The sequence below is a fragment of the Nostoc sp. genome, assembly GCF_036917435.1.
In the GTDB taxonomy this organism is placed as follows: Bacteria; Cyanobacteriota; Cyanobacteriia; order Cyanobacteriales; family Nostocaceae; genus Nostoc.
The window spans coordinates 1-23,099 of record NZ_JBALDM010000018.1 but is presented as its reverse complement, the minus strand read 5'-3'; the positions used below and the strand labels follow the sequence as shown (position 1 = coordinate 23,099).

Annotated in this window: 15 protein-coding genes; 6 read left to right on the top strand and 9 right to left on the bottom strand. The window is 42.0% G+C overall.

Annotated elements, in window-relative coordinates; genetic code table 11:
• Positions 1-213: 213 nt before the first annotated feature.
• The 3 genes from gap (at position 214) to V7K98_RS07395 (ending at position 4,221) form a co-directional block, all read left to right on the top strand.
• A complete protein-coding gene (gene gap, locus V7K98_RS07405; protein ID WP_335020291.1) occupies positions 214-1,257 on the top strand; it encodes a type I glyceraldehyde-3-phosphate dehydrogenase in 1,044 nt (347 codons plus the stop codon).
• Positions 1,258-1,490: 233 nt separating this feature from the next.
• Positions 1,491-2,921: a pyruvate kinase gene (gene pyk, locus V7K98_RS07400; protein ID WP_335020289.1), complete on the top strand. Its 1,431-nt coding sequence runs from the start codon at positions 1,491-1,493 to the stop codon at positions 2,919-2,921.
• 295 nt (positions 2,922-3,216) lie between these two features.
• On the top strand, positions 3,217-4,221 hold the full coding sequence (locus V7K98_RS07395) for a transaldolase (protein ID WP_335020287.1): 1,005 nt from the start codon (positions 3,217-3,219) through the stop codon (positions 4,219-4,221).
• Between the two features lie 64 nt (positions 4,222-4,285).
• Here the strand turns inward: V7K98_RS07395 and V7K98_RS07390 are convergent, their stop codons facing one another.
• From V7K98_RS07390 to gyrA, 3 genes are all read right to left on the bottom strand, one after another.
• Entirely contained in the window at positions 4,286-4,645 is a 360-nt protein-coding gene (locus V7K98_RS07390) for a hypothetical protein (RefSeq protein ID WP_335020285.1), read from the bottom strand.
• Between the two features lie 535 nt (positions 4,646-5,180).
• Entirely contained in the window at positions 5,181-6,803 is a 1,623-nt protein-coding gene (gene lnt, locus V7K98_RS07385) for an apolipoprotein N-acyltransferase (protein WP_335020283.1), read from the bottom strand.
• Positions 6,784-9,408, bottom strand: a complete 2,625-nt coding sequence (gene gyrA, locus V7K98_RS07380) for a DNA topoisomerase (ATP-hydrolyzing) subunit A (protein WP_335020281.1) — start codon at positions 9,406-9,408, stop codon at positions 6,784-6,786. Before gyrA ends, lnt begins: the two co-directional genes overlap by 20 nt.
• Positions 9,409-9,900: 492 nt before the next feature.
• Between gyrA and trmB the strand changes: the two genes are divergently transcribed.
• Complete coding sequence (gene trmB, locus V7K98_RS07375) at positions 9,901-10,548, top strand: tRNA (guanosine(46)-N7)-methyltransferase TrmB (protein ID WP_335020279.1); 648 nt, start codon at positions 9,901-9,903, stop codon at positions 10,546-10,548.
• A gap of 370 nt (positions 10,549-10,918) precedes the next feature.
• Here trmB and V7K98_RS07370 read toward each other — a convergent pair whose 3' ends face one another.
• From V7K98_RS07370 to ppsA, 4 genes are all read right to left on the bottom strand, one after another.
• Entirely contained in the window at positions 10,919-12,559 is a 1,641-nt protein-coding gene (locus V7K98_RS07370) for a dolichyl-phosphate-mannose--protein mannosyltransferase (protein ID WP_335020277.1), read from the bottom strand.
• 95 nt (positions 12,560-12,654) lie between these two features.
• Complete coding sequence (locus tag V7K98_RS07365) at positions 12,655-13,008, bottom strand: XisI protein (protein WP_335020275.1); 354 nt, start codon at positions 13,006-13,008, stop codon at positions 12,655-12,657.
• A complete protein-coding gene (locus V7K98_RS07360; protein WP_335020273.1) occupies positions 12,978-13,412 on the bottom strand; it encodes an element excision factor XisH family protein in 435 nt (144 codons plus the stop codon). The genes V7K98_RS07365 and V7K98_RS07360 overlap by 31 nt, the downstream gene beginning before the upstream one ends.
• 12 nt (positions 13,413-13,424) lie before the next feature.
• On the bottom strand, positions 13,425-17,081 hold the full coding sequence (gene ppsA, locus V7K98_RS07355) for a phosphoenolpyruvate synthase (RefSeq protein WP_335020271.1): 3,657 nt from the start codon (positions 17,079-17,081) through the stop codon (positions 13,425-13,427).
• A gap of 173 nt (positions 17,082-17,254) precedes the next feature.
• Here ppsA and V7K98_RS07350 point away from each other — a divergent pair, with 173 nt between their 5' ends.
• Positions 17,255-17,656, top strand: a complete 402-nt coding sequence (locus tag V7K98_RS07350) for a hypothetical protein (RefSeq protein WP_335020572.1) — start codon at positions 17,255-17,257, stop codon at positions 17,654-17,656.
• Between the two features lie 21 nt (positions 17,657-17,677).
• Here the strand turns inward: V7K98_RS07350 and V7K98_RS07345 are convergent, their stop codons facing one another.
• Positions 17,678-18,424 (bottom strand): hypothetical protein, encoded by a 747-nt coding sequence (locus V7K98_RS07345; RefSeq protein WP_335020269.1) that lies wholly within the window; start codon positions 18,422-18,424, stop codon positions 17,678-17,680.
• Positions 18,425-19,157: 733 nt separating this feature from the next.
• Positions 19,158-21,086 carry an alpha-amylase family glycosyl hydrolase gene (locus V7K98_RS07340; RefSeq protein ID WP_335020267.1) on the bottom strand — a complete coding sequence of 643 codons (1,929 nt, stop codon included), beginning with the start codon at positions 21,084-21,086 and terminating at the stop codon, positions 19,158-19,160.
• A 667-nt stretch (positions 21,087-21,753) separates the two neighbouring features.
• On the opposite strand from V7K98_RS07340, the gene V7K98_RS07335 reads away from it, so the two are divergent.
• Positions 21,754-22,809 carry a hypothetical protein gene (locus V7K98_RS07335; protein WP_335020265.1) on the top strand — a complete coding sequence of 352 codons (1,056 nt, stop codon included), beginning with the start codon at positions 21,754-21,756 and terminating at the stop codon, positions 22,807-22,809.
• The last annotated feature ends 290 nt before the right edge of the window (positions 22,810-23,099 follow it).

The window sequence follows — 23,099 nt, the reverse complement described above, 5'->3', positions numbered from 1 at the left end:
AGAGATTCTTCCCAATGCCCAATGCCCAATGCCCAATGCCCAATGCCCAATGCCCAATGCCCCATCCCCAATGCCCCAATCCTTAAAAGATGCCAAGTAAATATGCCTTAACTTGCTGATACTGTCAGGATCAAAGAGTAAAGAGTAAAAGGCAATCTATTTTGACTTTTAACTTTCTCCTTTTGTTCAACTTCCACAACGGGAGGTTTAATCTTGACTAAATTGAAAGTTGGTATCAATGGCTTCGGTAGAATCGGGCGACTCGTGCTTCGCGCTGGCATCGATAACCCCAACATTGAGTTTGTGGGCATTAACGACCTAGTACCACCAGATAACCTCGCTTATCTATTAAAGTACGACTCAACCCACGGTAGATTAAAGCACAATATTGAAGCCAAGGAAGACGGCATCCTCATTGACGGACATTTCATTCCTTGTGTGTCGGTAAGGAATCCAGCAGAGTTACCTTGGGGAAAATTAGGTGCAGATTATGTCGTAGAAGCTACGGGACTCTTCACTGACCACGAAGGAGCCGCAAACCACCTGAAGGCAGGTGCAAAGCGGGTGATAATTTCCGCTCCCACCAAAGATCCAGATAGAGTTACTACCCTGCTCATGGGTGTCAATCATCACCTATTTGACCCCAGCAAGGATATCATTGTCTCCAATGCTAGCTGCACTACAAACTGTCTAGCTCCTATAGCTAAAGTCATCAATGACAACTTTGGGTTAACTGAAGGGTTGATGACCACAGTTCATGCCATGACTGCCACTCAGCCAACTGTAGACGGCCCCAGCAAGAAAGACTGGCGGGGTGGTCGAGGTGCAAGCCAGAATATTATTCCCTCGTCCACAGGCGCAGCTAAAGCTGTAGCATTGGTTTTACCAGAATTGAAGGGTAGATTAACTGGTATGGCATTACGAGTTCCAACTCCTGATGTTTCTGTAGTTGATTTAACTTTCAAAACTGCCAAAGCCACCAGTTATAAGGAAATCTGTGCTGCCATGAAGGAGGCTGCCGCAGGTTCACTAGCAGGTATTTTAGGCTACACAGATGAAGAAGTAGTTTCCACAGATTTTCAAGGCGATACCCATTCTAGTATCTTCGACGCAGGTGCTGGGATTGAATTGAACTCCAACTTCTTCAAGGTAATTGCCTGGTATGACAACGAGTGGGGTTACTCGAATCGCGTGATTGACTTGATGTTGTCTATGTCACAAAAAGAACAACTCGCTCCGACATCTGCTGTGGTTTGATTAGTCATTGGTCATTGGTCATTGGTCATTGGTCATTGACTTTTGACCCATGACTTTTGGGATTTGGGTGAAATGGTAAATACTCCGAAAATAAAACTTAATTTAGTATTTTTATTTAGCAGCTAGTGATATGAAGCACGTGTGATTTTGGATGGCTGGGCGATGTCTACGACGGGCGTAGCTGCGGCACAAACTATCCAAATTCACAGGTTACTCCTCAACCCCTAATCCCTATGCGTCGAACCAAAATTATTTGTACTGTTGGGCCGGCTACATCTGCACCCGAAAAGCTGCGAGGCTTGGTAGAAGCGGGTATGAATGTGGCACGGTTGAATTTTTCTCACGGGGCTTATGAATTTCACGCCCAAACTGCTCACTATCTCAGACAAATTAGTACTGAGCAGCAAAAGCCCATCGCAATTATGCAAGACCTGTGTGGCCCCAAAATTCGTTTGGGAACTTTACCACCGGAAGGGTTAAATTTAGAAGCTGGTACTGAAGTCACCTTTGTTTTGCAAGAAAAAGGTGAGAGTATCGACGAAATACCTCTACCACTGCCGACTTTGTTCGCAATGGTGCGACCGGGTGAACCGATTTTAATTAATGATGGTCGTGTCAAGTTAATTGTTAGCGATCGCGATGCCGATCGCATTCGCGCCCAAGTAAAAATTGGCGGGTTGATTTCTACACATAAAGGAGTAAACCTACCACAAACTCCTTTACCTGTAAGTTCGATCACCGAAAAAGACTTGCTGGATCTACGCTTTGGGATTCAGTTGGGTGTAGACTGGGTAGCCGTGTCCTTCGTGCGATCGCCACAAGACTTAGAACCCGCCAAGCGGATGATTGAAGCTGCTGGTGCTTCCATCCGTTTAATTGCCAAAATCGAAAGAGCAGAGGCAGTAGAAAGCTTTGATTCCATTCTGAAAGTTGCCGACGCAATTATGATTGCCCGTGGCGATTTAGGGGTGGAAGTCCCAATTCACGAAGTACCCCTGATTCAAAAAGATATTATTCGCCGTTGTAATCGTGCTGGCAAACCGGTGATTACAGCCACCCAAATGCTAGAGTCGATGATTAGCGCCCCCGATCCCACCCGCGCTGAAGCAACAGATGTTGCCAACTCAATTTTAGATGGTACGGATGCAGTAATGCTTTCTGGTGAAACGGCTGTCGGACAATATCCCGTAGCCGCCGTTCAGATGATGCACAACATCGCCGTGCGGACAGAACAGGCTCTAGATGAAGGTAGCAGACATGCGTGGTGTCATGAAGCAGGCAGTCTCAGCGTTACCGAATCTGTGGCAGAATCAGTATGTCGCATCGCTTATGAAACAGGCTCACGGGCAATTCTCTGTAACACTTCATCAGGAAGTACAGCGAGAATGGTGTCTAAATATCGGCCAACTTCTCCCATTATTGCCCTCACCTCTGACATCACCACTTATCGCCAACTAGCCCTTTCTTGGGGTGTAGAAGCTTTGCTAATCCCACCAGTCCACCATGCTGAAGAGATGTTTACCAATGTGGTGAACACAGTTGTGGATATGGGTCTAGCTAATAAGGGCGATAAAGTAGTGATTACTTCTGGCGTTCCAATTGGTAAATCGGGCACAACTAGTTTAATCAAAGTGCATTCCATTGGACAGCCAATTTCGGCATAAGGCATCTAGAATAGGGCTGTGGCTCTAGATAGTAAGCAAAATTAGGCAATCATTAAGAAAAATTGCCAGAATCAGAATTGAAGAGACAGGGAACTGGGGACTGGTGATTGGGGACTAGGGATTGGGGACTGGGGACTAGTGATTGAGGACTAGGGAGTGGGGAGACAAGAAGGAAACTCTTAACTCCTAACTCTTAACTCTTAACTCCTAACTCCTAACTCAGCACTCATCACTCAGCACTCAGCACTCGCTAGGGAATTAAGTAAATCCTGTAACATTCATCACGGAGTCTTTTATGTCTAAGAATTTACTGGAACAATTGCGAGCAGTGACTGTTGTGGTCGCGGATACGGGGGATATCCAGGCAATTGAAAAGTTCAAACCCCAAGATGCCACCACCAATCCTTCTCTGATTACTGCTGCGGCACAAATGCCAGAATATCAGGGAATTGTCGATCAAACTTTACTGCAAGCGAAGAAAGATGCTGGAGCCGGGGCTACCCAAGCACAGATAGTTTCTCTAGCTTTTGACCGTTTAGCAGTTGCTTTTGGATTAAAGATTTTACAAATTATTCCAGGTCGCGTGTCTACGGAAGTAGATGCTCGCTTGTCTTACGATACCGAAGCTACTCTGACTAAAGCACGGGAATTAATTGCTCAGTATAAAGCTGCTGGAATTGGCCGCGATCGCGTTTTAATTAAAATTGCCACCACATGGGAAGGCATTCGCGCTGCGGAAATTCTCGAAAAAGAAGGTATTCACTGTAACCTTACCTTGTTGTTTGGTCTTCACCAAGCGATCGCCTGTGCAGAAGCCGGCGTTACCCTAATTTCTCCCTTCGTCGGTCGGATTCTCGACTGGCACAAAAAGGATACCGGACGCGATAGCTACCCAGCAACTGAAGATCCAGGAGTTTTGTCTGTCACCAAAATCTACAACTACTACAAGAAATTCGGCTATAAAACCGAAGTCATGGGAGCTAGCTTCCGTAACCTTGGTGAAATTACTGAACTTGCAGGTAGTGATTTGCTGACAATCTCTCCATCACTTTTGGCTGAATTGCAGTCAACAGTGGCAGACCTGCCACGTAAACTTGACCCCGCCAAGGTAGCAAACTTGTCAATCGAAAAGATATCCATTGACAAAGCTAGCTATGACAAAATGCACGCAGCTGACCGTATGGCAACTGACAAGCTAGACGAAGGCATCAAAGGTTTCACCAAGGCATTAGAAGACCTTGAAAAACTTTTGGCAGACCGACTAGTTCGCCTTGAAGGAGAGGTAGTAGCAAGTCATTAGAAGATAACAATTGTTAATGGTTAGTGGTTAACCACCACTAGCCATTAGTTAGCTGTATCAGCCATTAATAACGACCTCGAATAATGTTGTATCGTCCGTAGGGCTGCTGCCGTTGTCTGAACTCCTGCCGTTGTCTAAACTCCTGCCGTCGTCGGATATTTTGGTATCGTTCGGGCTGCCGTCGTCTAAACTCCTGCCGTTGTCTGAACTCCTGCCGTCGTCGGATCGTTCGGTATCGTTCTGGCCCTCGTTGAGCAATTAAAAGCTCTCCAGTTTTATTGCCAACTAGGTTAGCCTCTGGTGTAACACTCTGTTCATTGTGAGCATTACTTAAAGAAATATCCTTTGCTTCAGCTAATGAGGGCGGATACACAAAGGCACATAGCAATAGTGCTATTGAGGATAACTTCCTGAAACCTTTCATGTTTTTGCTTCTACTAGACTTTCGTTAATAACTTTATTAAAACATCTGAAAGTAGACAAATTATCGCTCTTAGAGTTTTTTTAAACTTAATTTGGTATGAAATATTGTATTTCAATTTCACCCTTATGGATCATTGTAAATTTTTTCTCCCTGTGTATATAAATAGTCAATATCTATAAAAATGTAATTTTTCCACATAAAAAAATATAGTATTTCTGCATAAAATACACTACGTTTTTTCTTATAATATGGGACGAAAAGCATTCTCTAGTAAGGAGATATGCCCTCGGAGTTTGATTTATGGAAGCTCTTAGCGCAGACTTTTTTACACCCCACAAGATGTATATAAACTGTATTGGATGCAAACAATAACTGCTAAATATTCTGAGTTAAACTTTAAATAATAAGCTGCTACCACAGGGAGCATCCCAAATTCTTAAAAATATATGGGATTGGCGCAAAAACCCTTTACAATCTTCTTCCCTTCGCGTTCTTCGCGTCCTTTGCGGTTCGTTTTTTTTCCTCCAGCACAACACTAAGGATTTCTAAAATTGCTAGATTTTTTTATACCACGAATTATCAGCCAAACTCCTCCAGAAGAAATCAACAACAAGGGTGTTAACCAATCACCCCAACGCACATATAAAGTTTGTGTCTGTCGCCGATAAATTGTTTCAGCATGAGTTTCGTAAGTATTATATCCAGACATCCACAAGGTTCTGCCGTGAGGATCTACAAAGGCTGAATATCCGGTATTAGTTGCTCGTGCTGACCATCGATCGGTTTCAATTGCCCGCATGATATCCTGTGCATGGTGCTGGAATGGCATCGATGCAGTGTAATGGGCATCGTTAGAAGAACTGAGGATAAATTGCCCACCCGCCGCAGCCTGACGGCGAAATTGTTCAGGAAAAGCAGATTCATAACATATACTAGCGATCGCACGACCAAAAGGAGTGTCAAATATCTGATTTGCTGAACCGGGAACTTGGTGTGCCTCTAAAGGTGACAAGCGTTGAACTAGTCCGCCTAAAATCCCTTCAAAGGGTATATATTCTCCCAAAGGTACTAGCTTGGACTTATCATAGCGGCTGACAATTTCACCCTTACTATTGAAAGTAAACAAGCTAATTGTATAACTGTCTCCCCGTTCGCCAAAAGCTCCAATCCAAGCAACTACACCTTTTTTCTTCACTGCTGCGACTAAGGCAGTTTGCATCAAGTTACGCTGAAAAATAGGTAAGGCTCCTTCTGGGGTGAGGACTGCATCAACACCTTGGTCTGCTAAAGTTAGATACCCAGTGGTGTAATTTTCTTGGGCGCGACGAAACCCTTCGGAACTTCGTAAAAGTCGGTTCGGGATATTACCCTGAACAATCCCCACTTTTAACGCTGCTTCTGGGGCTTGGGCAATGGGACGGCTGTATAAGATAAAACCAATGCAGTGTAGGGTAATTAATAGTCCCGTGGCGATAACCCAGTATTTATTAACGAACCGCAGAGACACAGAGGGCGCAGAGAGAATTTCCTCTGTGTCCTCCGCGCCTCTGCGGTTCGTCCATCCTTCAGCAATTAACCCATTCACAGCAACTATTGCGGCTGTCACACTATTAGGCCCCGATAGTTGACCCAAATGTACAATTACGAGATTATGCGGACTTTGAGTGTAAGCAAGAGAACTCCACCAGAGAGGCCCCGCACTCCACAGACTCTCTAAGCCACACCAGACGGCTGTACCAATAAGTACACGCAACCACGGCTTTTGTCCGCCCAAGCGAACCATCACAGCCGCCCAAATACTAAGGAATATCCCTCCCAAGACACTGATAAATCCCCAACAAAAAAGAGTGATTGCCAAGCTTGGCAACCAAGGAACACCCAACCATGTCATCGGATGAATTCCGGTAATCCAAAATAGGGCGACACCGTGATAACCAATGCCCCATAAGAAAGCAGGCGGAAATTGGTTTTTACCTTTAGCTGAAGTGACAACTAGCACCCATAAGGGTACTAGGGCAATCCAAGCCAAGAACCATGCACCCACTGGGGCGACGGTTAGTCCCATTAAAATGCCGCTAGCTAAGGCAATTAACCAGGGAAGCAAAGAGATAAACCTCTCCCCCTGCCTCCCCTGCTTCTTACTCTGCTTCTTCTGCATCGACAGCATCAGGTGGAACTATTGCCACTCCGGTAATAGCATCATCTTCATCTAAACGCTGCACTCTGACTCCAGTTGCCGATCGCGATTGGATAGAAATTGCATTTACGGCTTGACGGATGATAATACCGCGATTTGTCACCATCATGATTTCATCATCATCATTGTTGACAATGCGTAAGGTTGCCAGCTTGTCTTTGGTTTTGCGGTTTTTGAACTTGGTTGCCATTAAACCCTGACCAGCACGATTTTGCAGGCGGAATTGGGCAACTGGTACGCGCTTACCATATCCTCCCATTGTAATTACCAACACCCAAGGGCCAACAATGCCACTGCTGGGCACTTCTATGGACTCTTCGCTAGTTTCGGTAATTTCGATATCTTCTGTTTCGATTATTTCGATTGCTTCGATTGTTTCGATATCTTCTGTTTCGGCTTCTGTAACTATATCCAAAGTTTCTAGAATTGCTGCGGGTAGAATATCCATACCCACAAGTTCATCTTTATTTTTGAGTTTCATGGCTTTCACCCCACGAGTCGCCCTACTTAAAGGACGCAGTTGTTCGTGGTTGCACCGGAAGTTAATCGCCATCCCGTTACGAGAACCAATGATTACACTATCCTCTACCCTGGCGCGTCTTACCCAGCGAAGTTGGTCGCCTTCTTCTAAGGAAATGGCTATCAAACCATTAGCGCGGATGTGACTAAAGGCTGCTAATTCGGTTTTCTTGATATTGCCGCCTTTAGTGAGCATCACCAGATATTCTTCGTTGCTAAACTCGTCAACAGGGACAATTGAGGTGATTTTTTCCTCTTTGGGAATGGGTAGCATCTGGACAATAGGTGTCCCGCGACTAGTACGCGAACTCGCTGGAATTTGATACGCTCTCAGGCAATAAACGACACCACGCTGACTAAAGAATAAAATACTATCGTGATCGCAGCAAGTTAAGAAATGCTCAATTGTATCATCATCTTTCACCTTGGCTGCCGCTTTTCCTCTAGTAGCACGGCTTTGGGCTTCAAAGGTGTTAACTGGCATCCGTTTGATGTACCCTTGCTCTGTCACCAGAATTATCGCTTTTTCATTGGCAATGAGGTCGCGATCGTCTAATTCTCCTTCCCCTGGTAAAATTACCGTGCGGCGGGGTGTGGCAAAGTTAGTTTTTAATTGCCCAACTTCAGTTTCAATGATTTCTAGCACTCTCTCTCGGCGTGCCAAAATATCTTGCAAGTCAGTAATTTTTACTTGTAATTCGTCGTGTTCTAAACGGATTTTGTCTGCTTCTAAGGCAGTCAACCGCCGCAATTGCATCTGCAAAATTGCATCTGCTTGCACTTCCGAGAGTCCGTAAGTTGTGATTAACTCGCCTTTGGCTGTGGGTGCATCGGGTGCATGGCGAATTAAAACGATAATTGGATCTAACTGGGCTAGAGCAATTAATAACCCTTGCAGGAGATGATCGCGTTCTTCGGCTTTCCGCAGTTCGTAGCGGGTGCGTCTGGTAATGGATTCGATGCGGAAATCTAAGAAGACGGTTAAGAATTGCTTGAGGGTGAGTACCTGGGGTTCGCTATTCACCAACGCCAGCATATTCGCGCCAAAGTTGGCTTGCAGTGGCGTTTGCTTGTAGAGGTTGTTGAGAACGACGCGGGGATAAGCATCACGCTTGAGTTCAATGACAATTCGCATCCCGTCGCGATCGCTTTCATCTCGGATGTCTGCGATGCCCTCTAGCCGCTTTTCGTTCACCATTTCGGCGATTTTTTCAATCAGCGCCGCTTTATTGGTTTGATAGGGCAATTCGGTAATGATAATTGCTTCCCTATCTGGCCGTCCCCGTTGTTCAACGGTTTCAATGTTAGCGACACCACGCATGGTAATGGAACCACGCCCGGTAGTGTAAGCTTCACGAATGGCAGATGTTCCCAAAATTTGCGCCCCAGTCGGAAAGTCTGGTCCGTGGACATACTGCATTAAATCGAGATCGGTGAGTTCGGGATTGTGGATTACAGCTACCAAAGCATCAATCAATTCACCCAAATTGTGCGGCGGAATGTTGGTTGCCATACCCACGGCAATCCCAGAGGAACCATTGAGCAACAATTGGGGAATCCGCGCCGGTAAAACTGTGGGTTCTTGCTGCGAACCGTCGAAGTTATCGGCAAAATCTACAGTTTCATACTCGATGTCGTGGAGTAACCCAGCGCTAGTTAAAGCTTGTAAGCGACATTCTGTGTATCGCATTGCGGCTGGCGGATCGTTGTCTACCGAACCGAAGTTACCATGTCCGTTAACTAGGGGCGATCGCATGGAAAAATCCTGCGCCATCCGCACTAAGGCATCATATACTGCCGTGTCACCGTGGGGGTGATATTTACCCAACACCTCCCCCACCACACGGGCACATTTCTTAAAAGGGCGATCGTGGAGTAGACCTAGCTCGTGCATTGCGTAGAGAATGCGACGATGCACAGGTTTTAGACCATCCCTGGCATCTGGCAACGCCCGACCCACTATCACGCTCATGGCGTATTCCAGATAAGACTGCGACATTTCGGTTCGCAAGTCTATCGGGATAATCCTCTCCTGTGAGGTTGTCATAACCTAAAAATCTCCAAAAATCGTAGATTTTAGCTTTTTTACTCGGCAAAGCGCAAAATTATGCTAAATTGCTCTTGAATAATTGCCATAATTTGATACAATCTTAGCATATTATTGCCTTCTTTTGTCTGGGCAGCTAATTCAAATATCTAGATAAAAAAAGATATACTAACTCACATCTGAGAAGCTTTTAGCTATTTAACAAGAACAGTAGAATAAAAGGCTGCCCAGTGCAAATTTGTTGAAGTTGAAATCTGACAAGATAAATTTAAGAAAACAATCTAAAATTGGCTTTATAAGCTATTCCTCTGATAATGCTTCTTTAACATTTTTGTCGCTGAATAATGGATTAAAAATGCAGGTATAATTGATAGTTTCTATTTGATAAATAGCAGAATTAGAGAAAGCCTTTGAAGATGTAATTAAAGGAAAACTCGCAAAAAGTTGGTATTCAGAATCAACAAGATATTTTGACGTAAAGGAGAGTAAATTTTGGCAGCAGTCCGAGTCCGCCAGCATGTTAATCCACTTGGTAAAAAGTATCAAACACCAGCAAGTCCCATTGACTGGGAAGAAATTTATGCAAAGCCAAATCAACCACTACATTTAGATATTGGCTGCGCTAAGGGACAGTTTTTGGTGAATATGGCCAGGACAGAACCCAATTGGAATTATCTAGGTTTAGAAATTCGTGAACCTCTGGTATTGGAAGCTAATAAGTTACGTTTTGAGTTGGGTTTCACAAACCTGCATTACTTATTTTGCAATGTAAATAACTCACTGCAATCGCTCTTATCTTCCCTCCCTCCAGGAAGTTTACAGCGTGTGACAATTCAATTCCCCGATCCTTGGTTTAAAACCCGCCATGCTAAACGCCGTGTAGTACAACCAGAATTAGTGGCAGAATTAGCTAGTTATCTGGCGATTGGTGGGGTTGTGTTTGTGCAATCAGATATGGAATTTATCGCGGTGGAAATGCGCGATCGCTTCGCCGCCCACCCAGCTTATCAGAAAGTTGGTACAGAAGAATGGTTAGCAGAAAATCCGCTACCAGTCCCCACAGAACGGGAAATAGGTACGCAAAAAAAGGGTGAACCTGTTTATCGCGCTTTGTTTGAAAGGGTGATAAATAGAGATTAAGTAGGTACGCGTAATTAAATATAAGATCAAACCTCACCCTCAATCCCTCTCCTTAGTAAGGCTATGGTGTACACACAAGTTATCGAATCACTATCATTCCTCGAATTACCCCACCCTAACCCTCCCCTTGGAAAGGGGAGGGAACTAGATTATCCGGTTTCCCCCCTTTCCAAGGGGGGATTAAGGGGGGTAAAACCTTGATATAGAAAGAAAATCTGACTTGTGTGTACACCGTAGCCTTAGTAAGGAGAGGGAAGCCGGAGGCAGAGTGAGGTTTTATATTTAATTTGACCCACTTACTTAGAGATATTATTACCATCAATAACTCAATACTAAATAGGAGTTATAAGAATTCTTCCCCAATGCCCGTTTAAATCCAAGAGTTAAACCACATTCGCATTTTATAACCGTCGGGGGAAAGGGGTAAACCCAAATAAATAGGCATCCAGAAAATAAAAGCAGCCAGAATGATAAAAGTAATGGTGACACCTAAAACCCGGAGTTGTTGATAATAACTGCGAAGACACTGATCGACAAACCAAGCGATCGCTAAAAATATAAATACTACTGCACACATATAATGGTAGATGAAAACGCACCTCGTTACCTCTACCCAAGGTGCTAAGTTAGCAGTATAATTTATAACTAAATACAAGGCAATCCAAGTATCAACACCAAGAGTTGCAGATACTACAAAACGTTTTTCTCTCACCAAAGGAATGACGATTTGTGCTACTAACATTCCTACTAAAAATAAGATGGCAGCAACACCAAACCACCATAAAAATGGATTACCCATTGCATGGACATCATAAATAACTTTTCCAGCACCAGCAGGCAAAGGTGGCCCCATTACAGGTAATGGTTCGGTGATACTTTCAGCCGTTTGATAATAATATGCCATTGGTCGAGTCATCAAAGGCCATTTGTACCAGGCAGCACAGTAAGGATGCACGTTCGGACTATTACCACCTAGTTGTAGGTGAAATTTCAAAATTTGCCGATGTACTTCTATAAATCCATAAGTTTTATCTAGCTGAAGATGAGGAATCCAGATAATGCTGTAGATAGAAGCTGGAATTATTCCTAGATAAAATAACATCTGGAAAATATTTATTTGAGTCAAATTTTGTAGTGGTGTCTGAGATGAGGAAGATGCTGGAGATGGGGGAAAATAAGTACTAACTCCTGTCTCCTGCGTCCTGCCTTCTACCTCTTGTCCCTCGTCCCCTGTTAACGTTCCCAGACTCGCTAATGCTGTGCTATCCTGCCCCCTGCCTCCTGCCTCCTTAAATAAAGGGGATGTAAAAAAGAGTTTGGGGTTAGGAAAAGAATGTATTCCCTGAATTACCCAAGCTACTATCCAAATAAGATAAGCACCTGACAGGAACCATAAACCATTCCACTTAGTACCAACTGACGCACCAAAAGCAATGCCAGCAAAAACTAACCAAAATGAACGTCGTCGATTTTGGTTATCTAATGCCAATAATAAAAACCAGTGCCCTAATAAACCAAAAATGACGATATAAATATTACTTAATGCATAGCGGGATTCAACTAGAAAAATGCCATCACAAGCTGTAAACAAACCTGCTAGGATTGCAAAAGTACGGCGATAACTCAACTGATAAGCGATCGCAGCCACAACTAAAGGAACAAATGAGCCTGTGAGGGCATTGAACCACCGATAAGTCCAAGGCGATCGCATTGAACCCGTCAACCCATTTACCGTATCGTGCCAAAAAGGAATATGACTGCCAATCCAAATGCCGATGCCAATCATATATTGACTTAGCGGCGGATGAGCATTAAAAAATGGCGTATGGGTGAGATAATTATTACCAAATTTGGCAAAGTAAACTTCATCAAATACCAGGGTGTTGAATCGCTCCAGACCCCAAAACCGTAAGGCAAGTGAGAGGATAAATATACCCAATATCCCAATTCGGAACCATATTTTGGTTATTGGGTATTGGGCATGGGGCATGGGGGATGGGGCATGGGGCATGGGTTAATAATTAGCAAAATATAGCGATCGCTATATTACAGGCAGCGATCCAGAAGTTCAACTATTGCAGGTTATGCGATGCCTGCGGCGGTAAACTACGCGAATTCTGAATCTTTTCGTAGTTCTTCAGACCGGAATCCCAACACAATCCGATCCTTTGGTACACCAGCGCTCACCAGTTCCGTTGCTACCCCATCTTCAGTACCATCACGTTGAATCCAAATTTTGCCATCAATAATATCAATGTGAATCAGACAGCCATGAACGCGTCGAGTCACAGTAGGAGACAAATCATAGGCTGGTTCTCTTCCCAAAATCATCAAGAGATAGCGGTGTTGTTCGTTGTCGAAAATTGTCTCAAATTGAATATTGCCAGCACTGAAAGGAATTTTCGTATGTTCAATCAGAATATTCCGAATCAACTGCCTGTATTGCTCCAAGGTATCCATCTAAAAATAACCTCTTGCTCTAGCTGAAATAGAACAATATTAACTTTGTAATCTTCTACTAAAAGTTTAGCAATTGGCTCATCAAAGATATCGGCATATACTTCGTCACGAACAGCAAGATAGAGGACGCGTTCGGGATTGGTTCTACTCATCACAGAGCGGTATGCAAGGTACTGTCCCAATGCGTGTTCAAGAGCGGTCATGTCCGATACGCTGCGAAACGTTTTAATCTCAACGGCTATCTGCTGTCCTTCCTTTTCAGCAGCAATCAATTTCTCTGCACCCAGGTCAACATACATATCCCTTTTTCCCCACTTCAAATGAAATGGATCGTCGGTAATCGTCCAGCCATCTTTGATGAGGGCATTTTTAACGTTGTGATGGTAACGGTCTCTAACTGGCATAAATTACTCCAATTACGAATTATTACCCTCAGCTTTTGCGACTTCCAGCATTGTTTTTAAAACCGAATCTGGATTCAAACTAATCGAGTCAATTCCTTGTTCAACCAAAAACTGAGCAAATTCTGGATAGTCACTGGGTGCTTGCCCACAAATGCCAATTTTGCGATCGCATTTTTTTGCCGCTTCTATGGCCATTTTTACCATCCGTTTAACAGCTGGACTGCGTTCATCAAACAACCTCGCTACCAATGCCGAATCCCTATCTATCCCTAGTGTCAGTTGAGTTAAATCATTTGAACCAATGGAGAAGCCATCAAATACCTCAGCAAATTCCTCAGCCAGAATCACATTACTGGGCAACTCAGACATCACATAAACCTGCAAGCCGTTAACACCCTGCTTTAAACCATTTTTTGCCATCTCTGCCAAAACCAACCGTCCTTCATCGGGAGTGCGGCAAAAAGGAATCATCGGAATAACATTTGTTAAACCCATCTCTTCCCGTACCCGTTTCAGGGCATGACATTCTAGGGCAAAAGCTTCTCTGTAGCCTTCATCATAGTAACGGGCTGCACCTCGCCAACCCAGCATTGGGTTTTCTTCATGGGGTTCAAACTGTCGTCCACCTAACAAATTAGCATATTCATTACTTTTGAAATCTGACATTCGCACAATTACTGGTTTAGGATAAAATGCTGCGGCAATTCTACCAACGCCTTGAGCTAATTTATCTACAAAATATTGAGATTTATCATCATAAAGTGAGGTAATAGCAGCAATTTTAGCTTTAGCAAATTCATCTTTTAACAATTCATAATGAATCAACGCCATTGGATGAATTTGAATTTGGTTAGCAATGATAAATTCTGTCCGTGCTAAACCGACTCCATCGTTAGGAATTGCTGATAAACTTAATGCTTCTTGGGGATTACCCACATTCATTAAAATTTTAGTATGGGTGCGCGGTAAGCTTTCTAAAGCAACTTCTTCAACTTCAAAAGGTAATAAACCTGCATAAACTTTTCCTTCTTCTCCTTCAGCGCAAGAAATTGTTACCTCTTGACCAGGTTTCAAAATTTCTGTAGCATTGCCACATCCAACGATCGCAGGTACACCCAATTCTCGCGCAATAATTGCGGCATGGCAATTACATACAATCACAGGGGTATATTTGCTGGTGAACACAACATAGTTATGGTGTTCGGCAACTGTAACATTGAAAACATCATCATTATGAGTCTTTTCATCAACTGCAACCACCCGATGCATCCGAATATCGCTTGCAACTAGACGATCGAATTTGCCAATTTTATGTAGTTGTTTGTCAGAAATCAAAAAATTATTATCTCTTCTGAGTTTTATCTGTCCTGTAGCATTTTCATCAAATAATTGTTTGGTAGCAAAGAAGCGTGTTTGTATTACTCTATCGCTAACTTTCCCTTTAACCCTGTTGGTAAACTGAAGTATTTCTGTTAATTTTTCAACCAACTGGACATTATGTATTCCTCGATTTTTCGTTACTTGAGGAACAGTACCTATTTTTAAACAAGCCACAATTATAGCTTGTAATAGCAGTTCTTCTGACGCATATATATGAATGCGATTATTGTAGTAACATCCATCTCCATCAATCACACCCGCCAGAAAATTATAAGCAAATTCCACAGAGTTGTTGAGCAACATATTCACAATATTTTGCTCTTTCTCGTGCAAATCGTAGGCTATTTTTTTAGAGTAGAGTCTATAAGCTGTTGCTTGTCCTACTACTAATTGATCTCTGATTGAGTCAGAAGATACTTTTTTGAGATGGGCAACAAATGGTTTATCGTAAACTGTATTCATGCATTCCTGCATAGCTGCTATAAATTGCTGCTTCGGCAAAGTATCCTTTTGGATAAACTGTACCTCTCCATGAGTAGGGCTTCTATAAATAGAACCATCTGTGAGTATACCCCCTAATAAATAAGCCATCTTGATATTCTCTTTTTCAGATATACCCAACTGCGGAATATTCTCTGCTACTACGACCATTTCTTTGGCTGCAAGCATATCTTGAATTTCAGTTTTTACATATACACCGCCCCTGATATTAATCATTTTGTGATCTGGAGTTAAGCGTAAGTAGTTGTCACTAACTCTACCTGGTTGCGAGATACTGACACTAATCATTTTCGCTTGTCTTTTCATCGCATCTAGAATTGGTTGCCACTCTATTTTGTTGGTATGAGTATTTAATGATAGAGTTAGCAAACCTTCATAACCTTGCTCATAAATCTGACGCAAGGTTATAAACCCTTTATTGGTTAATATTTTGGTTTCGCCATCAAAGCATGTTCTACCACCAGAGTTGGTGACAATTGCACTGGCGCGTTTCATAATTGGTTCCCAATCAGGATCGGTTCTTTCTGTTACTAAAACTTCCCCAGGTTGAAACTGTTCGAGTTTTTGAACATCTAAAATTAGGCGTACTTTCCCTTGACTAATCGCTTCTCCAATTGCACTTCCCGTAATAAGGGGATGAGGGGATGAGGGGGATGAGGAGGAATTTACTCCCTTATCTCTTCTAACAAACCGATAACTCCGTAATACATTTCCTGTTTTCTGTGACTGGACGGTTTCGGGACGCGCTTGGACAATAAAAAGTTGGTTAGTAATGCCATCTTTTGCCCACTCAATATCCATTGGAGTGAATATACCGTGGACTTGAGAATAATGATCTTCAATTAAACATGCCCAACTTCCTAGTTGTAAAATTTCTTCATCACTCAGGGCAAATTTACTTCTTTCGCTGGGCGAAACCGACACATTCTTAGTAAATTTGGAACCGTCATCATAAATCATTTTCAGTTCTTTACTACCCAATTTTTTATCAATAATTGGGCGGAAACCAGCTTTTAAAGTTGGTTTAAAAACATAATATTCATCGGGATTTACAGAACCTTGAACAACGTTTTCACCTAAACCGTAGGCGGCTGTAATTAGTGCTGCATCCTTAAAACCGGTTTCTGTGTCAATGGAGAACATCACCCCAGAGGTTGCTAAGTCAGAACGCACCATTTTTTGCACGCCCACAGCCAGAGCAATGCTAAAGTGGTCAAATCCCTTGGTATGACGGTAAGAAATGGCGCGATCGGTAAATATGGAAGCAAAGCATTTGTGACAAGCTGCTAAAACCCCTTCAACACCGACAACGTTAAGATAAGTTTCTTGCTGTCCGGCAAAACTAGCATCGGGTAAGTCTTCGGCGGTGGCGCTAGAACGGACTGCAACATCTGTCTCTGCATGGTATCGTTCACAGAGACTTTGGTATGCTGTGGCGATCGCCTCTCGCAATTCTACAGAAAATGGGGTGTGGATTAATAGCGATCGCGCTTTTTTTCCCCGTTCGCGTAAATTTTTGACATCCTCAACATCCAAGTCGGCAAAGAGTTTACGTAACTTTGCTTCTAAACCTGCTGATTGGATGAAATGACGATAAGCATAAGCAGTGGTAGCGAAACCGTTAGGAACGTTAATCCCTTTGGGCGTTAGCTGTTGAATCATTTCCCCTAGCGAGGCATTTTTACCACCAACTAACGGGATATCAGCAATGCCAACTTCATCAAACCACAAGATGAGCGATCGCTCTTGAGCAGATGGAGATAAAGTACTTTTAGATACTGTAGTCATAAATATTACCTTTTAAGTTTATAATCTGTTGCATATCTTTCCCATATTCAATTTTAAATTTTTCATTCTGTCGTGTAACTTTAAATTTGGCGATTAAATACAACGCTATAGTCAATAAAAATTAACAATTATTCAAGTTAATAATTGTATCAAAATACCGGATGCAATATATGATGGCGCAACTAGAACGACTGCTAAAAATGGCAGAAGATGAGTTAACTGAGTACAGCACTGATGCCCGTAAAACGGAAAAACTACGGCGAAAAATAGGTTTAACAGTGTCGGTGGCTGAACAGCGACAAGTAAAAGAAGCATTATTGGCTAATAAACAATCTAATATAATTACTCAAATTGTGGAAGAACAAAGACAAACTGTAGCCTTACCATTTTGGGGAATTGCTGGATTGGGTTTGTTATTCGGAATTTCTTTAAATCAACCCATCTGTTTGTTTGCAGCTATAGTTGGGACTGTATCAGCTTACAGAATTCAGAAATGGGGCTGGCAATTGCAGGCAAGGAGTCTATTGTTACAAACATTAGAAGATATTGAAGCACGTATTGCGCAACCTAAATAGATACACTTTATGGACACAATATTATTGCCTTTTCACAGCAATTGTGTAACTAGGTAGATGTGAGGCATCTGTTTGAGTTTTCACAAGTCGCCAGTCATTATCTATATATAAATTCTCAAAAATTTGAGAAGTTGCTAAGGATATTTTTTGAAATTCGTTAGGATGATTTACCTCTATGTTGTCTAAATTTAGAGCTTTAGGTAAATCATATTTTGGCGCGTCCAGTTTGACTTTAGTGTTAACTATATTAGTAAACCAGTTATAGACTGATTCTAAAGTTAGAGGAATTTCTCGATTTTGAAAAGCCTGAAATCTATCAATATTTTGAAGATACCATTTACCATTTTGAACTCCATATTTTTGGATTACCATGAAATCATAAGCTGGTAAACTTGATTGATAATTATGGGATAAAGAAGGCTCTTTACCCATGATGTAGCGAGCTACACTAGCACAGTAACCATCACGCTCGAAAATTTGGAAAGACTGCTCTTGTATTCTTTTTGGTAAACTTTCATGAAACGATATGGTAGACCAAATTGGTGTCCAAACACCCAGTAAAAGCCGTAATTGTTCTGTAACACTGGCAACAGGATTATGTTCGCTCAATTTTATAAAATAGGGAAGTAATTCAGTTTTGTAAAAATTTATTTCATCATCTAAATAGTCTGGATTTCGACCTTGAACTCGTGCCAAAATTTCCTTTTTAAATTTTCGTTTTTTTGAAGCGCTTAATTTATTTTCCAGCAATAGGTCGAACATCACCATTTACCTTTTTCTCTTTTTTTTTAGATGACTTGGTAAGAATTAAAAACTGGTGAGTTTAATACTCATAAAGGTATTATCTATTCTTTTGTACTGTAGAATACAGAGCCTTTAGCTCCTTTTTTTGACAGCTTTTATATGTTTATGTGCTTGATAATATCTATTTTTACTGACAAAATGGTGTGATCCAGATCACCATAAGCTAAAATATATATCTATCGAAAAAGCATTTAGAAATCAGGTATTGGATAGATAGATATGTAGCGGCTACTTTTCGAGTTCTCGAACAGAGTATCAAGAAGCGTTATTAAGTAAGTGGGTCAAATAAATATCAAACCTCACCGAACAAGGCAAAAGTAAAAAGTAAAAAGGCACTCATAAAGAAAAAGAGCAGTGGTTTGAAGCCCCTGTCTTGAAAAGTTTCCTACGGCGGGAAACCCGCTTGACAGTTCTTTTCGCTAAATTTATTTATGGAACGAAATAAAAACATTTATTTCGAGACGCATAGCGCAAGAAATAATAAGTCCTTAATCATTTCCCCTGAATTTATTTATGGGGATTATCTTTTTACTTCTTAACCTGCCTCCGGCTTCCCTCTCCGATACTTTGGAGAGGGATTGAGGGTGAGGTTTGATCTTATATTTAATTACGCCTACCTACTTAATTCACAAAAAATAAAGTGCGAAGGATGAAAATTTTACTCCTTCGCACTTCATTGTTTATCTGAATGAAATTTCTATGATTCTCTTCCCGATGCCCAGGTATCACGCCATTTAACAGTACCTTCTTTGGCGATTACCCAGCGACGATTTACCAAATTTTCGCGCAGAGGCGATCGCCCTTCCCGCCATAAGGCATACTTATAAGCAATCAGCTTACCAGTACTTTCATCAAAGGGAATCTCGGCAGACCAGGTATTTGAGTTGATGTACTCTAGTGGATATGCTTTGCTGATATCCCAGTTACCCAACTCTGGGCAATCTCCTGTCACCACAATGATTTCACCGGGTTGGGTATCCACGCCATTGAGTTGAACGCGGACAATTGTCTGTGCTTTGATGCGTTCCCCAACGTGGCTAAAAACAAGCACTCCCCGTTCTTCGAGTACTAGATCATAAATCTTGCCGTCTTTGACTTCATACTTATTGCGAGTTACCACGCAAGTATGTTCACCATCGGGGAGTTCTGTTTCTACTTCTGGTATGGTAACTTCTCCTCCCCGGTTTAAAGCTACAAAACACAGAGAATCACGAGAACGGCGTACATAACAGTAAACGTCGGGGGTTAAGTATTTTTGCCAATGGCTACCCATTGACACGGCTGGATTCAGTCGCCGTAAACCAGATAGCAATCTGATACAACGATAAACCTCGCTATTGGTATCCCAATTTTCCATCATTGGGCGGTTGTATGGGTCATTACCGCCATCAGTATCGTTATGTAAATACTGTTCTGTGCCGTAATATATACAGGGAATGCCGCGAGATGTCATAATTAAGGCGATCGCAACCTTTAGCATCGCTGGATCGGGATTCAGCGATTGGAAGCGGCACATATCATGGTTATCGATGAAGGTAACTAACTCTGTTGCCCCGTTATAACGATAATCCTGGTCAAAAATGTATTGAATTGTTTGGAATCCCATTTCAGAACCTTGCCCTAGTGCGGCTCGAATTGCTACACATAAGCCAAAGTCTAGAAGTGTCATGCCTGAGTGGTTAACAAATTCTACCGAGCGATCGTCACTAGGATTACTATAAATCCATTCACCAAAAATAAATACATCTGGTTTGTGATTGCTCATCTCGCCGGTGAATTCTTGCCAAAACCAGATGGGCATGTGCTTGACAGTATCAACCCGCAGTGCATCTACACCCCTATCTAACCATTGTTTAATAGCTGACTTAATATACTGCCGATATTCTGTATTATTCTCATTGAAGGTTGCTAAACCAGATAGTTCACAATTTTGTACTTGCCAGTCGTCCTCCCAGTTTTGCACTTCACCATAGTGGTGATACCAATTATTGACATCATCATTGAAGTCAGCAATTTTAACACCATCATCATACAATTCACCTTTGCTACCGCTAGTATCAGGGCTGCTATGGTTGCAGACAATATCTAGCACCAGCTTCATATTCCGCTTGTGCAGTTCTGTAATTAACCGATCGAAGGTCGTATTTTTTTCTTCTTGAGTAGCATTTAAAGAAGGATTTTCTCCATTAGCAATGTAGCGAGGATTAATCCGCTTAAAATCTTTTGTCCAATAGCCATGCATCGCCGCATTGCTAATAAATAACTCTTCTACTTGCTCGAATAATGGAGTTAGCCAAAGGGCAGTAACTCCCATATTTTTGAGATAATCTAATTTATCGATGACACCTTGTAAGTCACCACCCCAGTACTTGCCCCATTCTTGTCTATTAGGATCGTACAGTTCTGAATTTTCACCTTCGCTGTTATCTGAATCGCCATCATAAAAGCGATCGACCACAAGAAAGTAAATAGTTTCTTGACGAAATTCAATATCTCTGGTGTAAAGAAACTCTAGGTCAACCTCAGTATCTGATGGTGGTGTTTCTACAATAGCGTCTACTTTTTCTTGTGCAGAATCAACTTTGTATTGATCTGGCGAAAACTGGGATGGAGGGGTTTTTACCATAAAAAGACTCAAAATTTATGTAATTCACAGTTGTAGAACCAATATCACGACATTTCGAGTGTTGTGTGTCACTACAAACATCGGTATTGTGACATCCCTCCCACGGTGTAGGTATCTATCGCTAGCTAGTTTATAATTCTATCGATAGATATAATTCATCTGCTAAATGATAAAAATAAAGGAATATAGCAGTTAGGACTTACCCCCTGGACTAAAAAAATAATATTGTGAATTGTAGATACGTAGTTTCAGGTTTTTATTAATCATTCATTGATGGTAAATAGACCCGCGTCGTAGGGGCAATGGGTAATTCATAGTGGTTAATTAATGGTAATTGCTGCATAACAAAAATTTACAATATATTGAGTGTTATTAACTGCCTCCAGCCTTGATTACAAATTTTTAATTATTCATGCTCATTTATTTGTATTCAAATTTTTACGAGAATATTGCCGATTACTTCGCAATCTGTCTTAAATCATGATATGTAAAGTCACCAGTTTGTAGAGTCGGATTCATTAGCGCTGAAGATTAACTATCAACAAGGTTTCATTCCACCTGAAGAAAATTGAGTAAATTTTTCTCTAGAAGATTCGCTCCATTGGTAAACTGACCATTGTCGCTTTAAATCTGTTATTACTATCAAGGATTAATTTAGGTAGCAATTATGACCAAATATGACAAGGTTTTTAACTCACCAAAGACATCAGAGGAATCACTAAGTCCAGAGGAGGCGGTGGCGGCGATCGCAACTGTCACTGCGATCGCAGATTCAGTGATTGAAGATGTAGATGCAGAAAGTTTAGCGGGTATTCTCTGGGAATTCGAGGTTTTCGAGGAATACTCAGAAGATGAAATAGTTGAAATCGTTGATAGACTCCTAGCCATTGCAGAAGCAGAGGGAATTGGGCCCCTGTTTAATACCGCCAAAGTATCTCTTTCGGATGAATTAGTTTTGGATGGTTTTGCAGCTGGGGTAATAGTGCTTTTAGATGATGAACTTGCGATCGCCAAACCGAAACAAGCCTACCTCAAAAAGCTACAAGCAGCCTTAGAACTGGAAGATGAAGAAGCAGAGGAAATCATTAAGGAGGTAATTGCAGCTTTTAAAGAAGCAGAAGAGGAAGAATATCCAGACGACGATGACGAAGATGAGACAGTAGTCATAGAAGATTTTAGCGAACAGGCATATCAATCCCCTTTAGGTAATTTTACCGTACCAATTCCGGTTGATCCCCACCAGGGCGGTAGAATTCAAAGCCAGGAAGGAGTAGTTGGCTTTTCTGATGACATCGGTACTTTGTTGAGAATCGATTATTATCCTTTCCCTCTAGAACAGTTAGAGGAACTGGAGTCTGTGGGACAAGAAGAATATTTACAAACAATTTTAGTAGACAAATATATACCCCAGGCGATTTTTGCCAATGTACCAGAGGCTTCTGTGGAGTATACCGAATATCTGGAAGATACTTTGCGAGGTGCTTACTATGTGTTAATTGATATGCCCAAAGGTTCAACGATTTCTAAGCAAGAAAATAATGGAACTGCGATCAGATTAGATGCTTACCGGGGGCTGCTCACCTTTATTAGTGGTGAATTTTTGTATATAGTTAGTAGTCAGCACAGCTTTCTGGACGGCGAAACTCCCGATTCCCTTGAAGAAGAAGCTGAAGACATTAAAGAGAGTATTTTAGAATTTGTTGAGACTATAGAGTTTACCTAAGATACAGCGTATTGCAGGTAAACGAAGTACACAGGTAGGGGCACAACATGTTGTGCCCCTACGATCATCTGTACCTCACTAACTAGCTTTGCCTATAGCGCTTCTCGAATGGAAGCAATACACTTTGACCTCTCTCCTAAAAGGAAAGAGGCTTTGAATCTTACTCCCCAACGCTAGTAGGGAAGGGCTGTTCTTGTTAGAGGGTGTTTGAAAAGTTTTGAGGAGTAAAATTTTATGCCAATCGCCTCACCATGATCCGGATCATGGCAAGGTAGATAAACGTCTCTGAT

Bases quoted from the DNA above. Each gene is read 5' to 3' on its own strand.
- V7K98_RS07335 (WP_335020265.1), top strand. From the start codon at position 21,754: ATGACCAAATATGACAAGGTTTTTAACTCACCAAAGACATCAGAGGAA.
- V7K98_RS07360 (WP_335020273.1), bottom strand. From the start codon at position 13,412: ATGCCAGTTAGAGACCGTTACCATCACAACGTTAAAAATGCCCTCATC.
- V7K98_RS07395 (WP_335020287.1), top strand. From the start codon at position 3,217: ATGTCTAAGAATTTACTGGAACAATTGCGAGCAGTGACTGTTGTGGTC.
- lnt (WP_335020283.1), bottom strand. From the start codon at position 6,803: ATGCAGAAGAAGCAGAGTAAGAAGCAGGGGAGGCAGGGGGAGAGGTTT.
- gyrA (WP_335020281.1), bottom strand. From the start codon at position 9,408: ATGACAACCTCACAGGAGAGGATTATCCCGATAGACTTGCGAACCGAA.
- V7K98_RS07390 (WP_335020285.1), bottom strand. From the start codon at position 4,645: ATGAAAGGTTTCAGGAAGTTATCCTCAATAGCACTATTGCTATGTGCC.
- V7K98_RS07365 (WP_335020275.1), bottom strand. From the start codon at position 13,008: ATGGATACCTTGGAGCAATACAGGCAGTTGATTCGGAATATTCTGATT.
- ppsA (WP_335020271.1), bottom strand. From the start codon at position 17,081: ATGACTACAGTATCTAAAAGTACTTTATCTCCATCTGCTCAAGAGCGA.
- V7K98_RS07370 (WP_335020277.1), bottom strand. From the start codon at position 12,559: ATGCCCCATGCCCCATCCCCCATGCCCCATGCCCAATACCCAATAACC.
- V7K98_RS07340 (WP_335020267.1), bottom strand. From the start codon at position 21,086: ATGGTAAAAACCCCTCCATCCCAGTTTTCGCCAGATCAATACAAAGTT.
- V7K98_RS07350 (WP_335020572.1), top strand. From the start codon at position 17,255: ATGGCGCAACTAGAACGACTGCTAAAAATGGCAGAAGATGAGTTAACT.
- V7K98_RS07345 (WP_335020269.1), bottom strand. From the start codon at position 18,424: ATGGTGATGTTCGACCTATTGCTGGAAAATAAATTAAGCGCTTCAAAA.
- pyk (WP_335020289.1), top strand. From the start codon at position 1,491: ATGCGTCGAACCAAAATTATTTGTACTGTTGGGCCGGCTACATCTGCA.